This window comes from Variovorax paradoxus, from assembly GCF_009498455.1.
GTDB lineage: Bacteria > Pseudomonadota > Gammaproteobacteria > Burkholderiales > Burkholderiaceae_C > Variovorax > Variovorax paradoxus_H.
On the sequence record NZ_CP045644.1, the window covers coordinates 7,256,392 to 7,278,904 of the forward strand.

At 68.1% G+C, this 22,513-nt stretch carries 20 protein-coding genes and 3 pseudogenes; 11 read left to right on the plus strand and 12 right to left on the minus strand.

Annotation, left to right across the window (positions count from 1 at the left end):
* Positions 1-3 precede the first annotated feature (3 nt).
* Positions 4-2,790 carry a preprotein translocase subunit SecA gene (gene secA, locus GFK26_RS33785; protein WP_153285794.1) on the minus strand — a complete coding sequence of 929 codons (2,787 nt, stop codon included), beginning with the start codon at positions 2,788-2,790 and terminating at the stop codon, positions 4-6.
* Between the two features lie 204 nt (positions 2,791-2,994).
* Here secA and GFK26_RS33790 point away from each other — a divergent pair, with 204 nt between their 5' ends.
* The gene (locus tag GFK26_RS33790; protein ID WP_056578205.1) at positions 2,995-3,303 is read left to right on the plus strand and encodes a DciA family protein; all 309 of its coding nucleotides are present in this window, start codon (positions 2,995-2,997) and stop codon (positions 3,301-3,303) included.
* Positions 3,304-3,324: 21 nt separating this feature from the next.
* Here the strand turns inward: GFK26_RS33790 and GFK26_RS33795 are convergent, their stop codons facing one another.
* The 5 genes from GFK26_RS33795 to GFK26_RS34745 form a co-directional block, all read right to left on the minus strand.
* Entirely contained in the window at positions 3,325-4,560 is a 1,236-nt protein-coding gene (locus GFK26_RS33795; protein ID WP_153285795.1) for a pyridoxal-phosphate dependent enzyme, read from the minus strand.
* Between the two features lie 104 nt (positions 4,561-4,664).
* A complete protein-coding gene (locus GFK26_RS33800; protein ID WP_228121849.1) occupies positions 4,665-5,357 on the minus strand; it encodes a hypothetical protein in 693 nt (230 codons plus the stop codon).
* Between the two features lie 82 nt (positions 5,358-5,439).
* On the minus strand, positions 5,440-6,447 hold the full coding sequence (locus tag GFK26_RS33805; RefSeq protein ID WP_153285796.1) for a response regulator transcription factor: 1,008 nt from the start codon (positions 6,445-6,447) through the stop codon (positions 5,440-5,442).
* A gap of 20 nt (positions 6,448-6,467) precedes the next feature.
* On the minus strand, positions 6,468-9,278 hold the full coding sequence (locus GFK26_RS33810) for an ATP-binding protein (RefSeq protein WP_416222531.1): 2,811 nt from the start codon (positions 9,276-9,278) through the stop codon (positions 6,468-6,470).
* Between the two features lie 259 nt (positions 9,279-9,537).
* Entirely contained in the window at positions 9,538-10,077 is a 540-nt protein-coding gene (locus GFK26_RS34745) for a purine-cytosine permease family protein (RefSeq protein WP_416222532.1), read from the minus strand.
* A gap of 117 nt (positions 10,078-10,194) precedes the next feature.
* On the opposite strand from GFK26_RS34745, the gene GFK26_RS33815 reads away from it, so the two are divergent.
* From GFK26_RS33815 to ureC, 4 genes are read left to right on the plus strand one after another with little or no spacing between them, the layout of a single operon-like run.
* On the plus strand, positions 10,195-10,497 hold the full coding sequence (locus tag GFK26_RS33815) for an urease subunit gamma (protein ID WP_101488960.1): 303 nt from the start codon (positions 10,195-10,197) through the stop codon (positions 10,495-10,497).
* Between the two features lie 32 nt (positions 10,498-10,529).
* Positions 10,530-11,126 (plus strand): HupE/UreJ family protein, encoded by a 597-nt coding sequence (locus GFK26_RS33820; protein ID WP_153280316.1) that lies wholly within the window; start codon positions 10,530-10,532, stop codon positions 11,124-11,126.
* A gap of 7 nt (positions 11,127-11,133) precedes the next feature.
* Positions 11,134-11,529 carry an urease subunit beta gene (locus GFK26_RS33825; RefSeq protein ID WP_228121850.1) on the plus strand — a complete coding sequence of 132 codons (396 nt, stop codon included), beginning with the start codon at positions 11,134-11,136 and terminating at the stop codon, positions 11,527-11,529.
* Positions 11,442-13,160 carry an urease subunit alpha gene (ureC, locus tag GFK26_RS33830; RefSeq protein ID WP_153280317.1) on the plus strand — a complete coding sequence of 573 codons (1,719 nt, stop codon included), beginning with the start codon at positions 11,442-11,444 and terminating at the stop codon, positions 13,158-13,160. Before GFK26_RS33825 ends, ureC begins: the two co-directional genes overlap by 88 nt.
* Before the next feature lie 3 nt (positions 13,161-13,163).
* Here ureC and GFK26_RS33835 read toward each other — a convergent pair whose 3' ends face one another.
* Together GFK26_RS33835 and GFK26_RS33840 are read right to left on the minus strand one after the other, a co-directional pair.
* Complete coding sequence (locus GFK26_RS33835) at positions 13,164-13,568, minus strand: type II toxin-antitoxin system death-on-curing family toxin (RefSeq protein ID WP_153280318.1); 405 nt, start codon at positions 13,566-13,568, stop codon at positions 13,164-13,166.
* A complete protein-coding gene (locus GFK26_RS33840; protein WP_153280319.1) occupies positions 13,565-13,792 on the minus strand; it encodes an AbrB/MazE/SpoVT family DNA-binding domain-containing protein in 228 nt (75 codons plus the stop codon). The genes GFK26_RS33835 and GFK26_RS33840 overlap by 4 nt, the downstream gene beginning before the upstream one ends.
* A 72-nt stretch (positions 13,793-13,864) precedes the next feature.
* Here GFK26_RS33840 and ureE point away from each other — a divergent pair, with 72 nt between their 5' ends.
* The 3 genes and pseudogenes from ureE (at position 13,865) to ureG (ending at position 15,948) form a co-directional block, all read left to right on the plus strand.
* Positions 13,865-14,602, plus strand: coding sequence for an urease accessory protein UreE (gene ureE, locus GFK26_RS33845; RefSeq protein ID WP_228121851.1), 738 nt, complete (start codon positions 13,865-13,867; stop codon positions 14,600-14,602).
* A 6-nt stretch (positions 14,603-14,608) separates the two neighbouring features.
* Positions 14,609-15,278, plus strand: a pseudogene (locus tag GFK26_RS33850) (urease accessory protein UreF).
* 21 nt (positions 15,279-15,299) lie between these two features.
* Positions 15,300-15,948, plus strand: a pseudogene (gene ureG, locus GFK26_RS33855) (urease accessory protein UreG).
* 37 nt (positions 15,949-15,985) lie between these two features.
* On the opposite strand, the gene GFK26_RS33860 reads toward ureG, so the two are convergent.
* Positions 15,986-16,867: a pirin family protein gene (locus GFK26_RS33860; RefSeq protein ID WP_153285797.1), complete on the minus strand. Its 882-nt coding sequence runs from the start codon at positions 16,865-16,867 to the stop codon at positions 15,986-15,988.
* Positions 16,868-17,018: 151 nt separating this feature from the next.
* Between GFK26_RS33860 and GFK26_RS33865 the strand changes: the two genes are divergently transcribed.
* On the plus strand, positions 17,019-17,984 hold the full coding sequence (locus tag GFK26_RS33865) for a LysR family transcriptional regulator (RefSeq protein ID WP_153280323.1): 966 nt from the start codon (positions 17,019-17,021) through the stop codon (positions 17,982-17,984).
* Between the two features lie 9 nt (positions 17,985-17,993).
* Here the strand turns inward: GFK26_RS33865 and GFK26_RS33870 are convergent.
* A pseudogene (locus tag GFK26_RS33870) lies at positions 17,994-19,000 on the minus strand (bile acid:sodium symporter family protein).
* A 70-nt stretch (positions 19,001-19,070) separates the two neighbouring features.
* On the opposite strand from GFK26_RS33870, the gene GFK26_RS33875 reads away from it, so the two are divergent.
* Complete coding sequence (locus tag GFK26_RS33875) at positions 19,071-19,997, plus strand: LysR family transcriptional regulator (RefSeq protein ID WP_153280326.1); 927 nt, start codon at positions 19,071-19,073, stop codon at positions 19,995-19,997.
* Here GFK26_RS33875 and GFK26_RS33880 read toward each other — a convergent pair.
* Both GFK26_RS33880 and GFK26_RS33885 read right to left on the minus strand, forming a co-directional pair.
* The gene (locus tag GFK26_RS33880) at positions 19,957-20,379 is read right to left on the minus strand and encodes a response regulator (protein WP_153280327.1); all 423 of its coding nucleotides are present in this window, start codon (positions 20,377-20,379) and stop codon (positions 19,957-19,959) included. The genes GFK26_RS33875 and GFK26_RS33880 overlap by 41 nt on opposite strands.
* Positions 20,380-20,488: 109 nt before the next feature.
* On the minus strand, positions 20,489-21,475 hold the full coding sequence (locus GFK26_RS33885) for a quinone oxidoreductase family protein (protein WP_153280328.1): 987 nt from the start codon (positions 21,473-21,475) through the stop codon (positions 20,489-20,491).
* A gap of 110 nt (positions 21,476-21,585) precedes the next feature.
* Between GFK26_RS33885 and GFK26_RS33890 the strand changes: the two genes are divergently transcribed.
* On the plus strand, positions 21,586-22,497 hold the full coding sequence (locus tag GFK26_RS33890; RefSeq protein WP_153285798.1) for a DMT family transporter: 912 nt from the start codon (positions 21,586-21,588) through the stop codon (positions 22,495-22,497).
* The last annotated feature ends 16 nt before the right edge of the window (positions 22,498-22,513 follow it).

Here is a 22,513-nt window from a genome sequence, read left to right on the forward strand (position 1 = left end):
GCTTCAGTTCAGCTTGCCGTGGCACTGCTTGTATTTCTTGCCGCTGCCGCAGGGGCACGGGTCGTTGCGGCCGACGCGAGCAAAGGCAGCGGCTTCGGCGCTCAGGGCGCCGGTGCCGACGGCCGCGAGGCGACGCTGGTTCTCTTCGTCGACGCGCACCTCGACCTCGCCCGTCTCGGTGGGCGCGGTGTAGGTGATGTTCGAGACGTTCTCGCCGCGGCTTTCCATTTCTTCGGCCGCCTGCTCGAGCTGTTCGCCCGACTGCACGCGCACCGTCATGAGCTGGCGGGTGACTTCGTTCTTCACCGAGTCGAGCAGCTGGCCGAAGAGCTCGAAGGCCTCGCGCTTGTATTCCTGCTTGGGCTGCTTCTGCGCATAGCCGCGCAGGTGGATGCCCTGGCGCAGGTAGTCGAGCGAAGCCAGGTGTTCGCGCCAGTGGGTGTCGATGCTCTGCAGCAGCACCATGCGTTCGAACTGGGTGAAGTTCTCCTGGCCGATCAGCGTGACCTTGGCGTCGAAGCTCTCGTTGGCGTAGGCCACGATCTTCTCGACCACTTCCTCGTCGGAGATGGCTTCCGACGACTCGACCAGCTGCTTGAGCGGCATGTCGATGCCCCACTCGCTGAACAGGCTCTTCTCGAGGCCGTCGAGGTCCCACTGCTCTTCGACCGATTCGCGCGGCACGTACTGGCGCGCGAGGTCGGTGAAGCAGCCTTCGCGCAGCGCGGCGATCTGCGCCGTGAGGTCGGTCGCGTCGAGGATGTCGTTGCGCTGCTGGTAGATCACCTTGCGCTGGTCGTTCGACACGTCGTCGTACTCGAGCAGCTGCTTGCGGATGTCGAAGTTGCGCGCCTCGACCTTGCGCTGCGCGCTCTCGATGCTGCGCGTGACGATGCCGGCCTCGATGGCTTCGCCGTCGGGCATCTTCAGGCGGTCCATGATCGCCTTCACGCGGTCGCCCGCGAAGATGCGCATCAGCGGATCGTCCAGGCTCAGGTAGAAGCGCGAGGAACCCGGATCGCCCTGGCGGCCCGAACGGCCGCGCAGCTGGTTGTCGATGCGGCGCGACTCGTGGCGTTCGGTCGCAATGATGCGCAGGCCGCCCAGCGACTTCACGAACTCGTGGTCCTTGGTCCATTCGGCGCGCACGTGCGCGATGTCGGCCTGCTTGGTGGCTTCGTCGCGGCCTTCGTCGGCCTCGATCGCCTCGATCATCTTCTCGATGTTGCCGCCCAGCACGATGTCGGTGCCGCGGCCGGCCATGTTGGTCGCGATGGTGATCATCTTCGTGCGACCGGCCTGCGCCACGATGTCGGCTTCGCGGGCGTGCTGCTTGGCGTTCAGCACCTGGTGCGGCAGGCCCGCCTTCTCGAGCAGGGCGTCGATGATTTCCGAGTTCTCGATCGACGAGGTGCCCACCAGCACGGGCTGGCCGCGCTCGTAGCACTCGCGGATGTCCTGGATGGCCGCTTCGTACTTCTCGCGCGTCGTCTTGTAGACGCGGTCGAGCTGGTCGTCGCGCTTGCTGATGCGGTTCGGCGGAATGATCGTGGTCTCGAGACCGTAGATTTCCTGGAACTCGTAGGCCTCGGTGTCGGCCGTGCCGGTCATGCCGGCCAGCTTGCCGTACAGGCGGAAGTAGTTCTGGAAGGTGATCGAAGCGAGCGTCTGGTTCTCGGCCTGGATCTCGACCCCTTCCTTGGCTTCCACGGCCTGGTGCAGGCCATCGCTCCAGCGGCGACCGCTCATGAGGCGGCCGGTGAATTCGTCGACGATGACCACTTCGCCCTGCTGCACCACGTAGTGCTGGTCGCGGTGGTACAGGTGGCGGGCACGCAGCGCGGCATTCAGGTGATGCATCAGCGTGATGTTGGCCGGGTCGTACAGCGACGCGCCCTCGGGAATCAGCTTCAGTTCGCCCAGGATGCGCTCGGCGTTCTCATGGCCGTCTTCGGTCAGGAACACCTGATGGGTTTTTTCGTCGACCGTGAAGTCGCCGGGCACCGTGACGCCCTCGCCCGTGCGCGGATCGGCTTCGCCTTCCTGCTTCTTGAGCAGCGGCACCACCTTGTTGATCGCCAGGTACAGGTCGGTGTGGTCTTCGGCCTGGCCGCTGATGATCAGCGGCGTGCGGGCCTCGTCGATCAGGATGGAGTCGACCTCGTCGACGATCGCGAAGTTCAGGCCACGCTGCACCCGGTCGCCGGGCTCGTAGACCATGTTGTCGCGCAGGTAGTCGAAGCCGTACTCGTTGTTGGTGCCGTACGTGATGTCGCTGCCGTAGGCGGCCTGCTTTTCCTCACGCGGCATCTGCGGCAGGTTGATGCCGACCGACAGGCCCAGGAAGTTGTACAGGCGGCCCATCCAGGTCGCGTCGCGGTTGGCCAGGTAGTCGTTCACCGTGACCACGTGCACGCCCTTGCCGGACAGCGCGTTCAGGTACACGGGCAGCGTGGCGGTCAGCGTCTTGCCTTCGCCGGTGCGCATTTCGGAGATCTTGCCGTTGTGCAGCGCCATGCCGCCGAGCAGCTGGACGTCGAAGTGGCGCATCTTCATGACGCGCTTGGAGCCTTCGCGCACGGTGGCGAAGGCTTCGGGCAGCAGGTCGTCGAGGCTTTCGCCCTTGGCGACGCGGTCCTTGAATTCCTGCGTCTTGGCGCGCAGCGCATCGTCGCTGAGCTTTTCGAACTCGGGTTCGAGCGCATTGATGCGCGTCACCGTCTTGCGATACTGCTTGAGGAGCCGGTCGTTGCGACTGCCGAAGATCTGGGTCAGGAAGTTGGTTGCCATGGGCGTGGAGAGGGGCGGGCACCTGACACGACAGGCACTGCGACCGGATTCCCTAAGATATGGTGAAAGCAGTTGGGCGCACCTTCTTCGAATGCAAGCTTGGCAAGTCTCGAAGTCGGATGGCCCCGTTCCGGAACAAACGCCGACGCAAGCGTCGGCAAACCGGGCATTTTAGCTGTCTTGTTTCTAACCCCTGGATTACCCATGTATCGCCGACTTCCCCCCGCCATTTCACTGCACGAAGCTGCGGCAGGCGCCCCCACCCTGGGGAGCCTGATGGCGCGCGCGCGGGACACGGCCGAGCGGCTGAAGGCCATCGAAGGGTTGATTCCGCCGGCCATGCGCGCGGCCATCCAGCCGGGGCCGGCCGAGGGCGATGTCTGGTGCCTGCTGGTCAAGGGCAGTGCCGCGGCGGCCAAGCTGCGCCAGCTGTCGCCGATGCTGGTCACGCGCCTGAAGAACCGGGGCTGGGACGTCGCGACGATCCGCATCAAGGTGTACACCGGGCGCTGAGCCCCGGGACCGCACACCGCTTCAAGCAACGACGGCGCGATCGGGCCAGCTCGGATCGCTCGATGCGTCGGAGGTCAGCACCAGCACGACGTGCGCATCGGCCGCGATGGTCTCGGCCTCGCGCAGTTGCCGCACCGCGCCCAGGCCCGCCGCCGCCGCCAATTCGGCGCTCACGCCGGCCGCCGTGAGCAGCCGCCGCGCCGCGCGGGCTTCGTCGTCGCCCACCACCACGGCACCGCCGCCGCTGGCCGTGGCGGCCTGCCACTGCAGATATGTGACCGTCGCGCCCGCGCTCGACAACTGCGCCGTGCGACCGGGATAGTTGCCATTGAGCGCCCCGCCCCCGAGCACGCGCGACAGCCGCGGGAACGGCTCGACCAGCCACATCCGCGGCAGGCGCGCGATGCGCCCCGCCGCCAGCAGCTCGCGAAAGCCGGCGTAGATGCCCCAGGCCATGTCGCCGCGCCCGGTCGGCACCACGACGTGGTCGGGCAGGCCGCCGTCCTGCAGGCACTCTTCGGCAATGGCCTTGTAGCCCTCCACGCCCAGCGGCGCGTTGCCGAGCGCCGGCAGGCGGTAGTTGGTCAGCGCGAAATAGCCCGGGTACTGGGAGCGCTCGCGCACGAAACCCCAGCGGCCGGTGTTGTCGGCAAACACATAACGCCGTGCGCCCAGCGCGTCGAGTTGGCGCGCGTAGGTCGCGGGCATCGCCTCGTACGTGGCCACTTCGCAGCCGAGCCCCGCCGCCCACGCGTAGTGCGCCGCCGACACCGCCGTGTTGCCCGACGACGCGAGCACCAGCGTGTGGGCGCCGGCGTCCAGCGCCTGCGCCACGCCCATCGCGGTCAGCCGGTCTTTGGGCGAGCCGGTCGGGTTGCGCGATTCGTCCTTGATGCTCAGGCGTGCCACGCCGAACTGCTGCGCCAGGTCGGGCATGTCGTGCTGTGGCGTGTTTCCCTCGCCGAGCGAAAAGCCCTGCAGGTACGGCATCGGCACCACGTCCGGCCCGCCGGGCCGGTAGCTCGCGCGCAGGCCGACGTGAAAGCCGGCCTGCCGGCAGGCCGGGCAGCCGTCGTTGGCCAGCGAAACCGGGTACAGCGTGTCGCAGCGCAGGCACTGCAAACCCTGCAGGCGCGGATTGCGCTCGGGCGTGAACGAGCGGCCGAGCACCCCGGCCGGCCGGCCCGGCAGGAAGGTCTGCGCGGGGCTCTCCGGCGGTGCGGTGAACTTGAAGTCCAGAACGGGCGATGGGGTCACGGATCGTTGACTCGTTAATAAATGTGACGGAATCTTATTCAAAATCAACCAATTTCCCGATACGGGAATTCATCCCATTGCAGTGGCTTTCAGTTTCTCTTCACTTATTTCCACGTGAACTCGTGGTTCAGCCCGATCACCACGCCGCGCGTGCCCTGCGGCCCGGTGCGCGACGTGCTGATGTCGAGGCTGATCAGCGGTGTCAGGCTGACGCGGCCGCCCACGCGCGAGGTCCACACGTCCCCGGCCCGGAGGCGCTCGGCGATCAGCGACACGGCATCGTTCAGCGCCCACTCCACCGCCAGGCCGCCGCGCGGCGTGCGCGCGCCGGTGCCCAGCGCCCAGTCGGCACCGAGGTTGGCGTGAAATTGCAGACTCTCGGTGGGCCGCCAGGTGAGCGGCACGACCAGCTGTCCACCCATGCGACCGCCGCGCCGCAGATCGGCCACTGCACCCATCGACACGGCGGCGCTGAAAGGCGCATCGGCGGCCGTGCCGGCAAAGGTCCATTTGAGTTGCGGGCCGCCCGTGACCGAGTGCACACCCTGCGCCGAGAGCCGGTCGACGTTCAGTCCCAGCTCGACTGGCCCGACCCGGCAGGCTGGCCCGACATGAAAGCCCGTCGTGACCGGCTCGGCGCCGCTGCGGCCCCACCAGGTTTCGTACTGGCACTGACCCGGATCGAGCGTGCCGGCATCGTCGACATCGAAGTGGCCGGCGGCCTGTGCGCCGAGGCCCGGCAGCGCCGCGCATGCAGCGAGCAGCAGGCGTGCGGTGCGCTTGTTGTTGTTCTTCATCTCGTGCTTCCCTCAGAGAGCCCTGCCTCATTCTAGGAAGCCGGAAAGTCCGCGCCATGACGCGGCGCCGCCTGCAGATCACTCAGAACTCGAACTGCGGCTGCAGCTCGCGGAGGCGCTTGATCGCCACGCCGGCCGCCGCCGTGCGCGTCTCGACGCCCAGCTTCACGTACACGCGCTCCAGGTGTTTCTTGGCCGTGGCCGGGCTGCTGCCGAGGATCTCGCCGATGTCCTTGTTGGTCTTGCCCTTGACCACCCAGTACAGCACCTCGGCCTCGCGCGCCGTGAGCTTCAGGCTCAGGCTCATGGCCTCGATCACGGCGGTGTCGGACACCTCGCGCATGACGATCATCCATTCGTCGCCGGCATCGTCTTCGCCGGTCTGGCGATGCAGCCGCAGGCTCAGGCTGCGCGCGCCCTGCGCGATGGTCAGCGCGGGCGGCTCGATGCCGCGCGCGCGGGCCTCGGGCGCGTGCTGGCGCAGCCAGTCGAGCACGGCCGGCGGCGTCTCGGGCGCCTGCGTTTCGCAGTAGCGCGACAGCAGGTCGCGCGCCAGCGCCGTCTGCCAGATCAGCCGCCCCTCGGGCAGCCGCACCGTGATGCTCGCGTAGCCGAAGGCGTCGAGCGCATTGCGTGCCTGCCCGGCCTGGTGCGCCTCCTGTCGCGCGCGGCGGGCGCCCTGCAGATGCACGTTCATGCGCGCCAGCACCTCCTTCGGCTTGATCGGCTTGGTGACGTAGTCGACCCCGCCCGCCTCGAGCGCGGCCACGAGGTGTTCAGTCTCGGTGAGGCCCGTCATGAACACGATGGGGATGTGCGCGGTGGCCGCATCGGCCTTGAGCCGGCGCGCCACCTCGAAGCCGTCGATGCCCGGCATCATGGCGTCGAGCAGCACGATGTCGGGGCGCGCCTGCGCGGCGCGCTGCAGCGCCTGCTCGCCGTTGGTGGCGATGAGCACGGTGTAGCCCGATTCGTCGAGCGCGTCGTGCAGCACGGCGAGGTTGTCGGGCACGTCGTCGACGATCAGCACCAGGTCGCCGTGGGCGCCCTGCTGCTCACGCAGCGTGCGGGCGAGCGGTGAAGTCAGCATGGTCGGTGGAGACAAGAGAGTCATGCGGCGCCCTCGGCGGCTTCGGCCAGCGCGCGGCCCATGGCTTCGAACTGGAACTGGCGGGCCAGCGCGCGCTGGGCCTCGGTCCATGCAGCGCACTCGGGCTGCGCGGCGTCGATGTCGTCGAGCTGGTTCATGATGCCGCGAAAGTAGCCCAGGCTCACCGCTTCGTCGAGTGCACGCAGACGCGCCAGCGACGGCGGCTGCATCGCGCGCGGCGCGGCCACGGCGGGCGCAGGCCGCGCGGCGGTGTCGGTCCATGTCAAGGCGAGCCGGCGCTCCAGCCAGTCGAGCAGTTCGCTGTGGCGCACGGGCTTGACGAAGAAGTCTTCGGGCGCAATGCCCACGTCGTTGTCGAGCCCCTTGTCGAAAGCATTGGCCGAGACGATGGCCACCGACGCTTCGGCCAGCCCCAGCTTGCGCGCGCGTCGGATGGTTTCCCAGCCGTCGATGCCGGGCATCGCGAGGTCGACGAACATGGCGTCGGGCCGGTAACCCGCGGCGATGAGGTCCAGCGCGTCGTGCCCGCTGGCCGCGCTGCGCAGCTCGAAGCCCAGCGGCGCGAGCACATGGCCCAGCAGCTCGCGGTCGGCCTCCTCGTTGTCGACCACCAGCAGGCGCCGGCGCACGCCCTCGTAGCCTCGCCGTGCACGCGGTGCCGGTGCGACGCGCGCGGTGCCGGCTACCGCCTCATGCACCCGCGGCAGGAACAGCCGCACGCAGAACAGCGAGCCTTCGCCCGGCGTGCTGCGCACCTTCATCTCGCCGCCCATCAGGTCGGTCAGCATCTTCGCGATGGTCAGGCCCAGGCCCGCGCCCGGCGCCGACGACACCGCCGCGTGGCCGCGCGCAAAGGGCTCGAAGATGCGCTCGATGTCGGCGTCCGTCATGCCCGGCCCGGTGTCCTCGATCTCGATGGCGGCGAACTCGCGTGCGTAGGAAAGGCGCAAGGTCACCTGCCCCGCTGCTGTGAACTTGATCGCGTTGCCCAGCAGGTTGATGAGGATCTGGCTCACGCGCTTCTCGTCGGCGCGAACCACGTCGGGCAATGCGCCGGCCGCCTCGAAGCGAAAGCGCAGGCCCTTCTCGGCCGCCTGCAGTTCGAACATGTCGGCCAGCTCGCGCATGGCATCGGCAAAGCGCATCGGCCGCGCGTCCAGCGTGAGCTTGCCGGCCTCGATGTGGGCGATGGCCAGCGTGCCCTCGATGAGCGACAGCAGGTGCTCGCCGCCGCGCTTGATGACGGCCACCGCCTGCTGGCGGTGCGGCGGCACCGAGTGGTCTTCGCCCATGAGCTGCGCGTAGCCCAGGATGCTGTTGAGCGGCGTGCGCAGCTCGTGGCTGATGGCGCTGATGTAGCGGCTCTTAGCCTGGTTCGCGAGGTCTGCCGCGCGCCGCGCCTGGTCGGCCGCGAGCTTGGCGTGCTCGGCGATCTCACGGGCTTCTTCGGCGCTTTGCTTGGCATCCTGCAGCGCGCGGTCGGTCTCGCGGTGCAGCGCAATCTCTCGCACCAGCAGGTGGGTCTGCCGGTTCGATTCCTCTTGCGCCACCTTGCGGCTCTGGTGCGCCAGCACCAGCCACCACGCGACGATGCCCGCGATGACCAGCAGCGCCATGTAGGCCTTGAGAAACCCCGAACGCAATGAGGCCTGCTGCACGGCGGCCAGCGCCCCGGCCACGTCGGCCTGTGCCGCCAGCGCGAGCGCGCCCTCGCTCAGGGCCCGCAGCTCCTGCTGGTAGAGCACGCCGAACACCACGGCCAGCAGCGGCACGATGACCAGCATCAGCAGCAGGAAGTGCCCGAGCCCGGTGTCAAGGTAGCGCCAGCTGCGGCGCGGCAGCAGCCAGCGCAGCACGCCAGACCACTGCGCCGACAGGCTCGCGTGCGGTTTGCACAGATCGCCGCAGCGCGCATCGAGCGTGCAGCACAGCGAGCAGATCGCGCCCTGGTAGGCCGGGCAGTGCGCCATGTCGGGCCCTTCGTACTCGCGATCGCAGATCACGCAGTGCTGCACCTTCAATCGCTGGTAGCTGCCGCCGTCGTCCGACGACGATTCGACCCGCGTCCAGCGCACCTTGCGCCCGCCCGCGGCCGGCGCGAACAGCACCGAGCCGCCGGCGTCGGACGTGCGCGCGAGGTAGTACTTGCCGCCCGTGGCCCACGCCAGCAGCGGTGACGCGACCAGCGCCGTGCCGAGCGCGATCAGCGCCGAGAACGCCTGCGCCAGCGGCCCGAACACACCGAGGTGCGCCGTGATCGACAGCACCGACGCCAGCGCCATCGCACCCACACCCACCGGGTTGATGTCCCACAGGTGCGCGCGCTTGAACTCGATGCCCGGCGGCGACAGCCCCAGCGGCTTGTTGATGACCAGGTCGGCCACCACGGCCATCATCCAGGCGATGGCGATGTTGGCGAACAGCCCGAGCACGTCGCCCAGCGCCTCGAACACGTTCATCTCCATCAGCATGAAGGCGATGAGCGCGTTGAACACCACCCACACCACGCGCCCCGGGTGGCTGTGCGCCACGCGCGAGAAGAAATTGCTCCAGGCCAGCGAGCCCGCGTAGGCGTTCGTCACGTTGATCTTCAGCTGCGAGATCACCACGAACAGCGCCGTCGCTGCCACCGCCCAGCCGTAGTTCGGAAACACGTACTCGTAGGCCGCCAGGTACATCTGGTTCGGATCGACCGCGCGCTCGACCGGCACCATGTGCGTGATCGCCAGGTAGGCCAGCGCAGCCCCGCCCAGCATCTTGACCACCCCAGCACCACCCAGCCCGGCCCGCCCGCCAGCACGCCGGCCCACCAGCGGCGCGCCGTGCCCGCGGTGCGCGCCGGCATGAAGCGCAGATAGTCGGCCTGCTCGCCCATCTGCGTGATGAGCGCGATGCCGACCGTCAACGCAGCACCGAACAGGTGCAAATTGAATCCCTGCGCGCCCGGCTTCGCCCCGCTGTAGTGCGTGATACCCGCGAACGCACCAGGATCGCGCACAAGCACGAACACAAAGGGCACCACCAGCATCAGCAGCCACAGCGGCTGTGTCCACAGCTGCAGCCGGCTGATCACCGACACCCGTGCGTGACCAGCGGAATCACCACCAGCGCGCACACCAGGTAGCCCCACACCGGCGGAATGCCCAGCGCCAGCTCGAGCGCATAGGCCATCACGGCCGCCTCGAGCGCAAAGAAGATGAAGGTGAAGCTCGCGTAGATCAGCGAGGTGAGCGTGGAGCCGATGTAGCCGAAGCCCGCGCCGCGCGTGAGCAAATCCATGTCCAGCCCGTAGCGCGCCGCGTACACGCTGATCGGCAGCCCTGCCAGGAAGATGATGAGCCCCGTCACGAGGATCGCCCAGAAGGCATTGGCGAAGCCGTACTGCACCAGCAGCGTGGCGCCGACCGCCTCCAGCACCAGGAACGACGCCGCCCCGAAGGCCGTGTTGGCCACCCGCCATTCGGACCATTTGCGAAAGCGCTGCGGCGTGTAGCGCAGCGCGTAGTCCTCGAGCGTTTCGCTCGCGACCCAGCTGTTGTAGTCGCGCCGCACCTTCACGATGCGCTGGGGCGCGTCGTCGGGAAGGAGGGGTGCGTCGGCAGGGTTCACACCGTTTCGGTGCAGCTTCCGTGCCACCGGGTACGTCATTTGGCGAACAGGGCACGACTGTTGCAAAGAGATTGCCTTGCCCATAATCACCGACCGCCACCCGACGAAGCCGCCGCCATGGAACTGACCCCGCGCGAAAAAGACAAGCTGCTGATCTTCACGGCCGCCCTGCTGGCCGAACGCCGCAAGGCACGCGGGCTCAAGCTCAACTACCCCGAAGCCATCGCGCTGATCACCGCCGCCGTGATGGAAGGCGCCCGCGACGGCAAGAGCGTCGCCGAGCTGATGAGCGAGGGCCGCAGCGTGCTCACCCGCGCCGACGTGATGGACGGCATCGCCGACATGATTCCCGACATCCAGGTCGAAGCCAGCTTTCCCGACGGCACCAAGCTCGTGACCGTCCACCAGCCGATCGTCTGAAGAACCTCCGCCACAAGAAGAAAGATCCCGCCATGCGCTTCGCAAAGACTTCCGCCCTGCTCGTCACCCTCCTGCTGCCGCTGGCCGCCAGCGCCCACACCGGCGTGGACGGCGGCGTGCACCACGGCTTTGTCACCGGCTTCATGCACCCGCTGACCGGCGCCGATCACCTCGCGGCGATGGTCGCGGTCGGCCTGTGGAGCGCGCTGGTCGCGCGCCGGGCCTGGCCCGACCTGCTGTGGGCGCCGCTGGCCTTCGCAGCCATGCTGCTCGCGGGAGCGCTGGCCGGGCTGGCCGGCGTGCAGCTGCCGGCCGTCGAGCCGATGATCGCCGCCTCGCTGCTGGTGCTGGGCCTGCTGGTCGCCACGCGCGTGCACCTGCCGGCCGGCGTTGCCATGGCCGTCGTGGGCCTGTTCGCCGTTTTCCATGGCGTGGCACACGGCCACGAGCTGGCGGGCGAACACGGCGCCGCCCTCACGCTGGCTGGCATGGTCAGCGCCACGCTGCTGCTGCACACCGCCGGCATCGCGCTGGGCTGGGCGCTGCGCCATGCCAACGCGTGGCTGCCACGCGTGGCCGGCGCTGCCGTCGTCGCCCTCGGCGCCACGCTGCTGGCCCAGGCGATCTGAGGCGGCCATGACGCCCGGCGAACTCCTCATCGACGACGGCGAGCACACGCTCAACCCCGGCCGCCGCGCGCTCACGCTGGTGGTGCGCAACACGGCCGACCGGCCGATCCAGGTCGGATCGCACTATCACTTCGCCGAAACCAACGGCGCCCTCGACTTCGACCGCGCCGCCGCACGCGGCATGCGGCTGAACATCGCCTCGGGCGCCGCGGTGCGCTTCGAGCCGGGCCAGCAGCGCACGGTCGAGCTGGTCGATTTTTCCGGCGATCGCATCGTCTACGGCTTTCGCGGCCTCGTTCAAGGAAGCTCTGAAACATGGCCACCATCGGGCGACGCGCCTATGCAGAAATCTTCGGCCCCACCGTGGGCGACCGGGTTCGTCTCGCGGACACCGACCTGCTGATCGAAGTGGAAGCCGACTACACGCTGCGCGCCGGCGGCTACGGCGAAGAGGTGAAGTTCGGCGGCGGCAAGACGATCCGCGACGGCATGGCGCAGTCGCAGCGCACGCGCGCCCAAGGCGCCGTCGACACGGTGATGACCAACGCCCTCATCCTCGATCACTGGGGCATCGTGAAAGCCGACATCGGCCTGAAGGACGGCCGCATCGCCGCCATCGGCAAGGCCGGCAATCCCGACGTGCAACCGGGCGTGGATATCGTCATCGGCCCGGGCACCGAGATCATCAGCTGCGAAGGCACCATCGTCACCGCGGGCGGCATCGACAGCCACATCCACTTCATCTGCCCGCAGCAGATCGAGGAGGCGCTGGCCTCGGGCGTGACGACCATGCTCGGCGGCGGCACCGGCCCGGCCACCGGCACCTTCGCGACCACCGCGACGCCGGGCCCGTGGCACATCGAGCGCATGCTGCAGGCGGCCGATGCCTTCCCGATGAACCTCGGCTTTCTCGGCAAGGGCAACGCGAGCCTGCCCGATGCGCTGCACGAGCAGATCGAAGCCGGCGTCATCGGCTTGAAGCTGCATGAAGACTGGGGCACCACGCCCGCGGCCATCAGCAACTGCCTCGATGTGGCCGACGCCACCGACACGCAGGTGGCGATCCACAGCGACACGCTGAACGAATCGGGCTTTGTCGAGAACACCATTGCCGCCGTGGGCGGACGCGCCATCTGCGCCTTCCACACCGAGGGCGCGGGCGGCGGCCATGCGCCCGACATCCTGCGCGTGGTGGGCGAGGCGAACTTTCTGCCCTCGTCGACCAACCCGACGATGCCCTACACGGTGAACACGCTCGACGAGCACGTCGACATGCTCATGGTGTGCCACCACCTCGATGCCGGCATCGCCGAAGACCTGGCCTTTGCCGAGTCGCGCATCCGCAAGGAAACCATCGCCGCCGAAGACGTGCTGCACGACCTGGGCGCGATCAGCATGTTCAGCTCCGACAGCCAGGCCATGGGCCGTGTCGGCGAGGTGGTCATCCGCACCTGGCAGACCGCGCACAAGATGAAGCAGCAGCGCGGCGCGCTGCCCGAAGACAGCGAACGCAACGACAACTTCCGTGCGCGGCGCTACGTGGCCAAGTACACGATCAACCCCGCCCTCGCGCACGGCATCGCGCACGAAGTCGGTTCGATCGAAGTCGGCAAGTGGGCCGACCTCGTGGTCTGGAAGCCGGCCTTCTTCGGCGTGAAGCCCTTCACCATCATCAAGGGCGGTACCATCGCCATGGCCGCGATGGGTGACCCCAGCGCGTCGATCCCCACGCCGCAGCCGGTGCACTTCCGCCCGATGTTCGGCGCCTACGGCGGCTCGCTCGCCAAAAGCTCGCTGACCTTCGTCTCGCAGGCCGGACTGGCCGCGGGCATCAAGGAGCGCTACGGCCTGAGCAAGCACCTCAGCGCGGTGAAGAACATCCGCAACGTGCGCAAGCAGGACCTGATCCACAACGGCTACACGCCGAAGATGGAGATCGACGCGCAGACCTACGCGGTGCGCGCCGACGGGCACCTGCTGACCTGCGAGCCGGCGAAGGTGCTGCCGATGGCGCAGCGGTACTTTCTGTTCTGAATGTCAGGCGTGTTGCGACACCACGCGATCGCGAATCCATTGGGCGAAAGTTTCCTCCTCGACCTCGCCCGCAGCGAGGGCGAGCACCTGGAGCACGCACTCCTCGTCCGAGGCAGTGAACTCGAATCCGTTGAGATCGAGAAACACCTCCATCGCCACGAATGCCGTCCGCTTGTTGCCATCCACGAAGGGATGGTTGCGCGCGATGCCAAACGCGTAGCAGGCGGCCAGCGCCGCGGCATCGGGGGATTCGTACAGCGCCCGATGCTGAGGACGGCCCATCGCGGAAGCGAGCATGCCTTCGTCGCGAATTCCCGCGGGCCCGCCGTGTTCGGCGAGCTGTTCCTCGTGCACCAACGCCATGAGTTTGGCGCTGAGCCACATCCAAGGCTGGTTGGCGGCCGTCATTTAGCGAGCTCGCGCAGGACGTTGCGGCGCTTCTTCATGACGCGTCGCGCCGCTTCCATTTGCTGCTCGAATGCTTCGTCGTACGGCGTGATGTTGAAGCCGCCGTTCGAGGCCTTCGTGACGTAAAGCGTGTCGCCCTTGCCCACATTCATGCTCGACAGCAATTCCTTGGGCAGGATGACGCCAACCGAATTGCCGATCTGAGTGACTTTGATAGCGGACATGGTTTCGCTCCGAAGAACAAAAGTTATAACAAACGTTATATTAGCCGGTCAAACTTGGAGTCGCAACCCGCCATGCTCACCGCCAACAAACTCATGCCCCAGGGCCGCGGTCTCGCGCCCGTGCTGCTCAAGCGTGCCGCCACCATCGAACTCGATTGGGACGTGCGCCAGAAAAGCCGTTTCGACGCCACCGACTCGCAGGGCCGGCAGATCGGCATCTTCCTGCCGCGCGGCACCGCGGTGCGCGGCGGCGACGTGCTGGTCGCGGAAGACGGTTCGCTGGTGCGCGTGATCGCGGCGCCGCAGCCGGTGCTGCGCATCACGCACTGCACGGCCCACGGCACGCCCTTCGACCTGACGCGCGCGGCCTACCACCTGGGCAACCGGCATGTTCCGATCGAGCTCAAGCCCGATCACCTGAAGATCGAACCCGACCACGTACTGGCCGACATGCTGCGTTCGATGCACCTGATCGTCGTCGCCGTCGAAGAAGCCTTCGAGCCCGAAGGCGGCGCGTACGGATCGCAAGGACACTCGCACGGCGGCCACAGTCACGACCATGGCCATGACCACGGCAAGAGCGGTCCGAAGCCACTCGTGCTCGCCCCGAACTGCTCGACGACGATCACGGCCACGACCACTCGCACGACCACTCACGGCCACGCATTGAAATGCCCCACCGCCCTTCCGTGCGCAGGACACTGGGTGCTTCCGCAGCGAAATCAAGGAGGAGGGCGAAGCCCGGGGGACATTCGCGGAGGGAAGTACCCGGTGGCCTGCGCACGCGCCCTGAACAGCGGCGCACGTTAAAAACAAATGCCCACCCCGCACAGCCTCCTACAGCTCATCTGGCTGGCCTCCCCCGCCCTGCCGGTCGGCGGCTTCTCGTACTCCGAAGGCATCGAGGCCGCCGTCGAATGGGCCGGCATCCAATCAGAAGCCAGTGCCACCGAGTGGCTCTCCGACCAGTTGCACCTGAGCTTCGCGCGCGGCGACCTTGCACTGATGGCCCAGGCCATCACCGCCTGGCGCGCGAACGACGCACAACGCCTCCGCACCCTCAACGACTGGGTGCTCCACACCCGCGAATCCGCCGAGTTCTTCCTGCAGACCGAGCAGATGGGCCGCTCCTTCGTCGAGTGGCTGAAGCTGCACCATGCCGACACGGCCGAGGTCTTTGCCGGCCTGCCTGCGACCTACCCGTGGCCTTCGCGTTCGCGGCCAGCCGCACCGAAGCGACCGTGCAAGACGGCTGCCTCGCCTTCGCCTTCGGCTGGGCCGAGAACATGGTCGCCGCCGCCGTCAAGGCCGTGCCGCTGGGCCAGAGCGCGGGCCAGCGCATCCTCGCGCGGCTCGCGAACGAAATCCCGCGGCCGTCGACCGCGCGATGACGCTGAGCGACGACGAGCGCCAGGCCTTCGCGCCCCTGCTGGCCGTGTTGTCGGCCCGCCATGAAACACAATATTCCCGCCTCTTCCGAAGCTGACCGAACCGGACCTTTCCGCCCATGACCTCCGCCCTGCACCACATCCCGAACCGCACCAAGAAGCTCCTGCCGCTGCGCGTGGGCATCGGCGGCCCCGTCGGCTCGGGCAAGACCACCTTGCTCGAAATGCTCTGCAAGGCGATGCGCGACAAGTACGACCTCGTCGCCATCACCAACGACATCTACACCAAGGAAGACCAGCGCCTGCTCACCGTGGCCGGCGCGCTGCCGGCCGAGCGCATCATGGGCGTGGAAACCGGCGGCTGCCCGCACACCGCGATCCGCGAAGACGCGTCGATCAACCTCGAGGCCATCGACCGCATGCTCGAAGACTTTCCCGACGCCGACATCGTGTTCGTCGAATCGGGCGGCGACAACCTCGCGGCCACCTTCAGCCCCGAGCTGTCGGACCTCACGATCTACGTGATCGACGTGGCGGCCGGCGAAAAAATCCCGCGCAAGGGCGGTCCCGGCATCACCAAGAGCGACCTGTTCGTCATCAACAAGACCGACCTCGCGCCCTACGTCGGCGCGAACCTCGATGTGATGGAACAGGACACCCAACGCATGCGCCGCCAGCGCCCCTACGTGATGACCAACCTCAAGACGCACACGGGCGTCGCCGAGGTGGTGGCCTTCATCGAGGCCGGGCATGCTCACCGCCGCCTGATCTTTCAATCAAGGCGGCGGCGAACCTGGCGTCGCGCTCAGTGCGCGACCGCCTCCGGCATCTGCCCGAACTTCCCGCTGCCGAAATCCTTCATCGCCTGCACGATCTCGTCGCGCGTGTTCATCACGAACGGGCCGTGGCCGACGATGGGTTCGTCGATCGGCTCTCCGCTCAGCAGCAGCACCACCGCGTCGTTGTTGTTGGCGTCGATCGTGAGCGCATCGCCCGCGCGGTCGAGCAGCACCATCTGCGCGTCACGCACCACCGTCTCGCCGTTCACCTGCACCGTGCCGCGCAGCACCACGATCGCGGCCGCATGGCCTTCGGGCACCGGCAGCGTCACCTGCGCCCCCTGGTTCAGGCGCAGGTCCCACACGTCGATGGGTGTGAAGGTGTGCGCCGGCCCCTTGTTGCCGAGGTAGTCGCCTGCAATCACGCGCACGCTGCCCGCGCCTTCAGGCAGCGGCACCGACGGAATCTGCGCATCGACGATGGCCTGGTAGCCGGGCGTGGCCATCTTGTCCTTGGCGGGCAGGTTGACCCACAGCTGCACCATCTCGAGCTCGCCGCCGTCGCGCGTGAACGCTTCGGAATGGAACTCTTCATGCAGGATGCCCGCACCCGCGGTCATCCATTGCACGTCGCCGGGGCCGATGGTGCCGCCCTGCCCGGTCGAGTCGCGGTGCGACACCTCGCCCTTATAGACGATCGTCACGGTCTCGAAGCCGCGGTGCGGGTGCTGGCCCACGCCGCGCGGCTGCGCGGTCGGCGTGAACTGGGCGGGACCGGCGTAGTCCAGCAGCAAAAAGGGGCTGGCGTGGCGGCCCAGCGTGTCGTAGCTGAACAGCGAGCGCACAGGAAAGCCGTCGCCGACCCAGTGCGGGCGCGGGGCGCTGTAGGTGCCGAGGATCTTCTTCATGGGGTCTTTCCTTTCCATCTGGCGGCTCGCCCGGTGTGGGAAAGCCATGCATCAAGGATGGGGCCGCAACGATGCTTTGAGTAGATGCCAGAATTCGCCCTCATCGTTCCATCTGACGAACGATCAACGGCACGGAGGGCCCCCAAAAGCCATGCGCGACCTGAACGACCTTTACTACTACGCCCAGGTGGTCGACCACGGCGGTTTTGCCCCGGCCGGCCGCGCGCTGAGCGTGCCCAAGTCGAGCCTGAGCCGGCGCATCGCGCTGCTCGAAGAGCGGCTGGGCGTGCGCCTCATCCAGCGTTCCACGCGCCGTTTCAGCGTCACCGACATCGGCCGCCAGTACTACGAGCACTGCGTCGCCATGCTGGTCGAGGCCGACGCCGCGCAGGAGGCCATCGACCGCCTGCAGTCCGACCCGCAGGGGCTGGTGCGGCTGTCCTGCCCGTCGGCGCTGGTGTACTACCAGGTGGCCGAAATGCTCGCCCGCTTCATGACCGAATGCCCGCGGGTGACGGTGCAGCTCGAAAGCACCAACCGCCGCGTCGACGTGATCCGCGAGGGCTTCGACCTCGCACTGCGCGTGCGCTTTCCGCCGCTCGAAGACACCGACCTCGTGATGAAGGTGCTGGGCCACAGCACGCAGCGGCTGGTGGCCCACCCGCGCCTGCTCGAAGGCCTGACGGCGCCGGCCAGCCCCGCCGACATCGGCCTGCTGCCCAGCCTCGACCTCGGCCCGGCCCAGCCGCACCACACCTGGTCGCTCGAAGGCCCCGACGGCGCAAGCGCCGAGGTGCGCCACCAGCCCCGCCTGGTGACCGACGACATGGCCGCGCTGCGGCATGCCGCCCTGCAAGGTGTGGGCGTGGCCAAGATGCCGACGATGATGGTGCGCGAGGACCTGCAGGCCGGCCGCCTCGTCGATGCGCTGCCGCAATGGGCGCCGCGCAGCGGCATCGTGCACGCGGTGTTCCCGTCGCGCCGCGGCCTGCTGCCGTCGGTGCGCAAGCTGGTGGACTTCCTGGCGGTGGAATACGAGGCGCTCGAAGCCCTCGAACTTGCCGGTGTGTCGGCGTCGCCGACCGCGTCGGGGCCGACGCGGACCTCGGTCGACTGACCCGGAAAACTACTCGGCCGTCCGCAGCGCGGGTGCCGTGGCTGCGGCAGTGCGCCGCGCATAGCGCTGCGCCAGCACCGCGCAGACCATGAGCTGCATCTGATGAAACAGCATCAGCGGCAGCACGATCGCACCGACGGCGTGCGAGGCAAACAGCACCTTCGCCATCGGAATCCGCTCGCCAGGCTCTTCTTCGAGCCGCAGAAGACGATGGTGATCTCGTCCTCGATGTTGAAGCCGAAGCGCCGCGCCATGAAGGTCGTGAGGCCCAGCGCGAGTGCCAGCAGCACACCGCACACCAGCAGCAGGCCGAGCAGCGCGCTCACGGGAATCTGCTTCCAGAGCCCTTCGATCACCGCCGCGCTGAACGCCGTGTAGACCACCAGCAGGATCGAGCCCTGGTCCACGAACTTCAGCACCGCGGCGCGCTTCTGGATCCACTTGCCGATCAACGGACGCGACAGGTGCCCGATGACGAACGGCACCAGCAGCTGCAGCAGGATGCGTCCGATCGCATCGAGCGAAGAAGACGACGCCACCGCGCCACCTTCCGGCAAGACCACCAGGCTCACCAGCACCGGCGTGATGAACACGCCCAGCAACGTCGACGCCGACGCACTGCAGATCGCGGCCGGCATGTTGCCGCGCGCCATGGCCGTGAACGCAATCGCCGACTGCACCGTCGCAGGCAGCACGCACAGGAACAGCACGCCCGTGTACAGCTGCGGCGTCACCAGCGGCCCCAGCACGGGCCGCAGCGCGAGCCCCAGCAGCGGGAACAGGATGAACGTGCAGGCGAACACCAGCAGGTGCAGCCGCCAATGCGTGATGCCCGCAAGGATCGCCTCGCGCGACAGCTTGGCGCCGTGCAAAAAGAACAGCAACCCGATCGCGACCGTGGTCAGGCCTTCGAAGAAATGCGCCACGCGGCCGCTGGCGGGCAACAGGCTGGCCAGGGTGACGACCGCGACGAGCGTGAGCGTGAAGTTGTCAGGAAGAAAGCGTGAACGTGCCATGGCCTGCATTGGACCGCTCGCCCATTCAAAAGAGAAATGGATTTATCGGATGGATATATGATTTGAGCGCATGAACGTCACGCTGCGTCAACTCCGTGTCTTCCGCTCGGTGGCCGAGGGCCGCAACTTCAGCCGCGCAGGCGACCAGGTGGGCCTGAGCCAGCCTGCCGTGAGCCGGTCGATCTCGGAACTCGAGGCCCAGCTGGGCCTGAAGCTGCTCGACCGCACCACGCGCGAGGTGGTGCTGACCGAAGCCGGCCACTCGTTCGCGGCCCGGCTCGACCGCGTGCTCGACGAACTCGACCAGACCCTGCAGGACGTGGCCGGCCTGGCCAGCGCGCGCGGCGGCAAGGTGCGCGTGGCGAGCAGCCCCACGCTGTCGGCCAACCTCATGCCCGACTGCATCGCGGCCTGCGCGGTGCAGGCGCCGGGCATCCAGTTTCTGCTGCTCGACCGCATCCAGCAGGACGTGCTGGACAGCGTGCGCAGCGGCGAGGTCGATTTCGGCGTGGTGATCGAGCCCTCCGAAGCCGACGACCTGCACTGCGAATCGATCCTCGCCGACCCCTTCATGGTGGTCACGTTGCCCGGCCATCGGCTGACGGAAAAAAAGGCTTCGGTGAACTGGTCGGCACTCGACGGCCAGCCGCTGGTGCTGCTCGATCACGCCTCGGGCAGCCGGCGCCTCATCGACCTGGCGCTGGAGCGGCACGGCGCGCGCTGCGACGTGAAGCAGCAGCTGGGCCATGCGACCACCGTGTTCCGCATGGTCGAGGCCGGCATCGGCATCAGCGTGATGCCGGGGCTGTCGCTGCCGCCCGAGGGGCTGGCGAGTCTGGTGGTGCGCCCGCTGGTGCCGAATGTGCAGCGCGCGATCATGCTCATACGGCGCCGCAACCGCGAGCTGTCGCCGCTCGCGCAGCGGGTCTGGCGCATGGTGCGCGAGACGGCCGCGCTCAGTGAGGCATCGGCCGCGCCGGCGACGAAGGCGCGCTGAAAAAACGCTCCTGCCGCTGGCGCACGCAGTAGTCGATCAGGTCCTCGACCTCGGTGGCCTTGTCGAACACCGCGTCGGCGCCGAGCTGCGCGCACTTGCGGCGCGTCTCGGGCGTGGCGTGGTTGCTCAGCACCACGATCTTCTGCTTCGGGTCGCGGTTGCGGCAGGCCTCGAGCACGCTGTAGCCGGTGCCGTCGCCCAGGAACAGGTCGACGATGGCCAGGTCCCACAGCGCCGGGTTGTGCGTGAGCCAGCGCGTGCCCTCGGCCTCCGACTCGGCCTGGCCGACCGGATCGATGCGCGCCATCTCGCGCAGCGTGCCCGCCAGGCTCGCACGGAGCGCGGGGTTGTCTTCGACGATGAAGGCGCGGACGGTGGTCATGGCGGGAGGTGCGAAGGGACAAGTGCAGGCTACAAATTGCGCCCGCCACAAGTCGAAGGTGTGACACCTCACCGCGCGTAGGACATCACCCGCCGGCCTCTGCGCTGGTTCAGAGCGTGAGGATGGTGCAGCCCGTGGTCTTGCGTGCCTCGAGGTCGCGGTGCGCCTGCTGCACGTCGGCCAGGGCATAGCGCTGGTCGATGGGGATCTTCACCGCGCCGCTTCGCACCACCGCGAAGAGGTCGTCGGCCATGGCCTGCGTGCTTTCGCGCGTGGCGATGTGCGTGAACAGCGTCGGACGCGTCACGTAGAGCGAGCCCTTCGAGGCCAGCAGGCCGAGGTTGATTGGCGGCACCGGGCCCGAGCCGTTGCCGAAGATCGCCAGCAGGCCGAAGGGGCGCAGGCTGTCGACGGAGCCTTCGAAGGTGTCCTTGCCCACCGAGTCGTACACCACCTTCACGCCCTTGCCGCCGGTGATCTCCTTCACGCGCGCCGCGAAGTTCTCCGTGCTGTAGTTGATGGCGTGCGCTGCGCCGTGCGCCAGCGCGAGCTTGCACTTGGCGTCGCTGCCGGCCGTGCCGATGAGCTGCAGGCCGAGCGCCTTGGCCCACTGGCACGCGATGAGGCCGACACCGCCGGCCGCCGCATGGAACAGCACGAAGTCGCCGGGCTGCAGACCTTCGGCCGGCAGCGTCTTCTTCAGCAGGTACTGCGCGGTGAGGCCCTTGAGCATCATGGCCGCGCCGGTCTCGAAGGAGATGTCGTCGGGCAGCTTGCACACGCACTTGGCGGGCATCACGCGCAGCTCGCAATAGGCGCCGGGCGGCTGGCTCGCGTAGGCGGCACGGTCGCCGGCCTTCAGGTGCGTCACGCCCTCGCCCACCGCCTCGACGACGCCGGATGCTTCCATGCCGAGTTGCAGCGGCATCTGGAACGGGTACAGACCGGTGCGCTGGTAGGTGTCGATGAAGTTCAGGCCCACGGCCTTGTGGCGGATGCGGATCTCGCCGGGGCCGGGCTCGCCCACCTCGACCTCGACGACCTTCAGTTCCTCGGGACCGCCATGGCGGTCGATACGGACGGCTTTGCTCAACATCGTTGCTGTCTCCACGCAGGGGAAAAAAGAATGGGACGGGCATCGTGCCACGTTTGCTCTTTTCGCGACGGGCCACGGGGCACTGCGCGGGCCCGGTAGAGTCGGCGGCCATGTCGTCCGCATCGCACCACCGCCTCACGCCCCTCACCGCCCTTCTGCTTACCGTTCCGCCGCTGCTGTGGGCCGGCAATGCGGTGGTCGGCCGTCTGGTGCGCGCGCTGGTGTCGCCGCTGACGCTGAACTTCGTGCGCTGGTTGATCGCGTTCGTGCTGCTGCTGCCGCTGGCGGCGTGGGTGCTGCGACGGAGCAGCCCGCTGTGGGCGCACTGGAAGCGCTACGCGCTGTTGGGCCTGCTGGGCATCGGCCTGTACAACGCGTTCCAGTACCTGGCGCTGCAGACTTCCACGCCGATCAACGTCACGCTGGTGGGCTCGAGCCTGCCGCTGTGGATGCTGGCCGTCGGCACGCTGTGCTTCGGCGCGCGCGCCAGCCGGCGCACGGTGGGCGGCGCGCTGCTGTCGATGCTCGGGGTGCTGTTGGTCCTGAGCCGCGGCGAGTGGCAACAGCTGCTGGCGCTGCGACTGGTGCCGGGCGACCTGTACATGATCGTGGGCACCATCGTCTGGGCCTTCTACAGCTGGCTGCTGGCGCGCACGAACGAGCCTGCCAATGTGCGCGCAGACTGGGCCGCCTTCCTGATGGCGCAGCTGGTGTTCGGCCTCGCATGGTCGGGCGCACTGGCCGCCGGCGAATGGACGCTGACCGACGCCCACATCGACCTGGGCTGGCCGCTCATTGCGGCGATGCTGTTCATCGGCATCGGCCCCGCCGTGCTGGCCTACCGCTGCTGGGGCACCGGCGTGCAACGCGCGGGGCCGCAGGCGGCGAGCATCTTCATGAACCTCACGCCGCTGTTCGCGGCCGTGCTGTCAGCGGCCTTCTTGGGCGAGGCACCGCACTGGTACCACGGCGCCGCCTTCGTGCTGATCGTCGGCGGGATCGTGGTGTCGTCGCGGCGCTGAACGCGCGCCGCTGCGG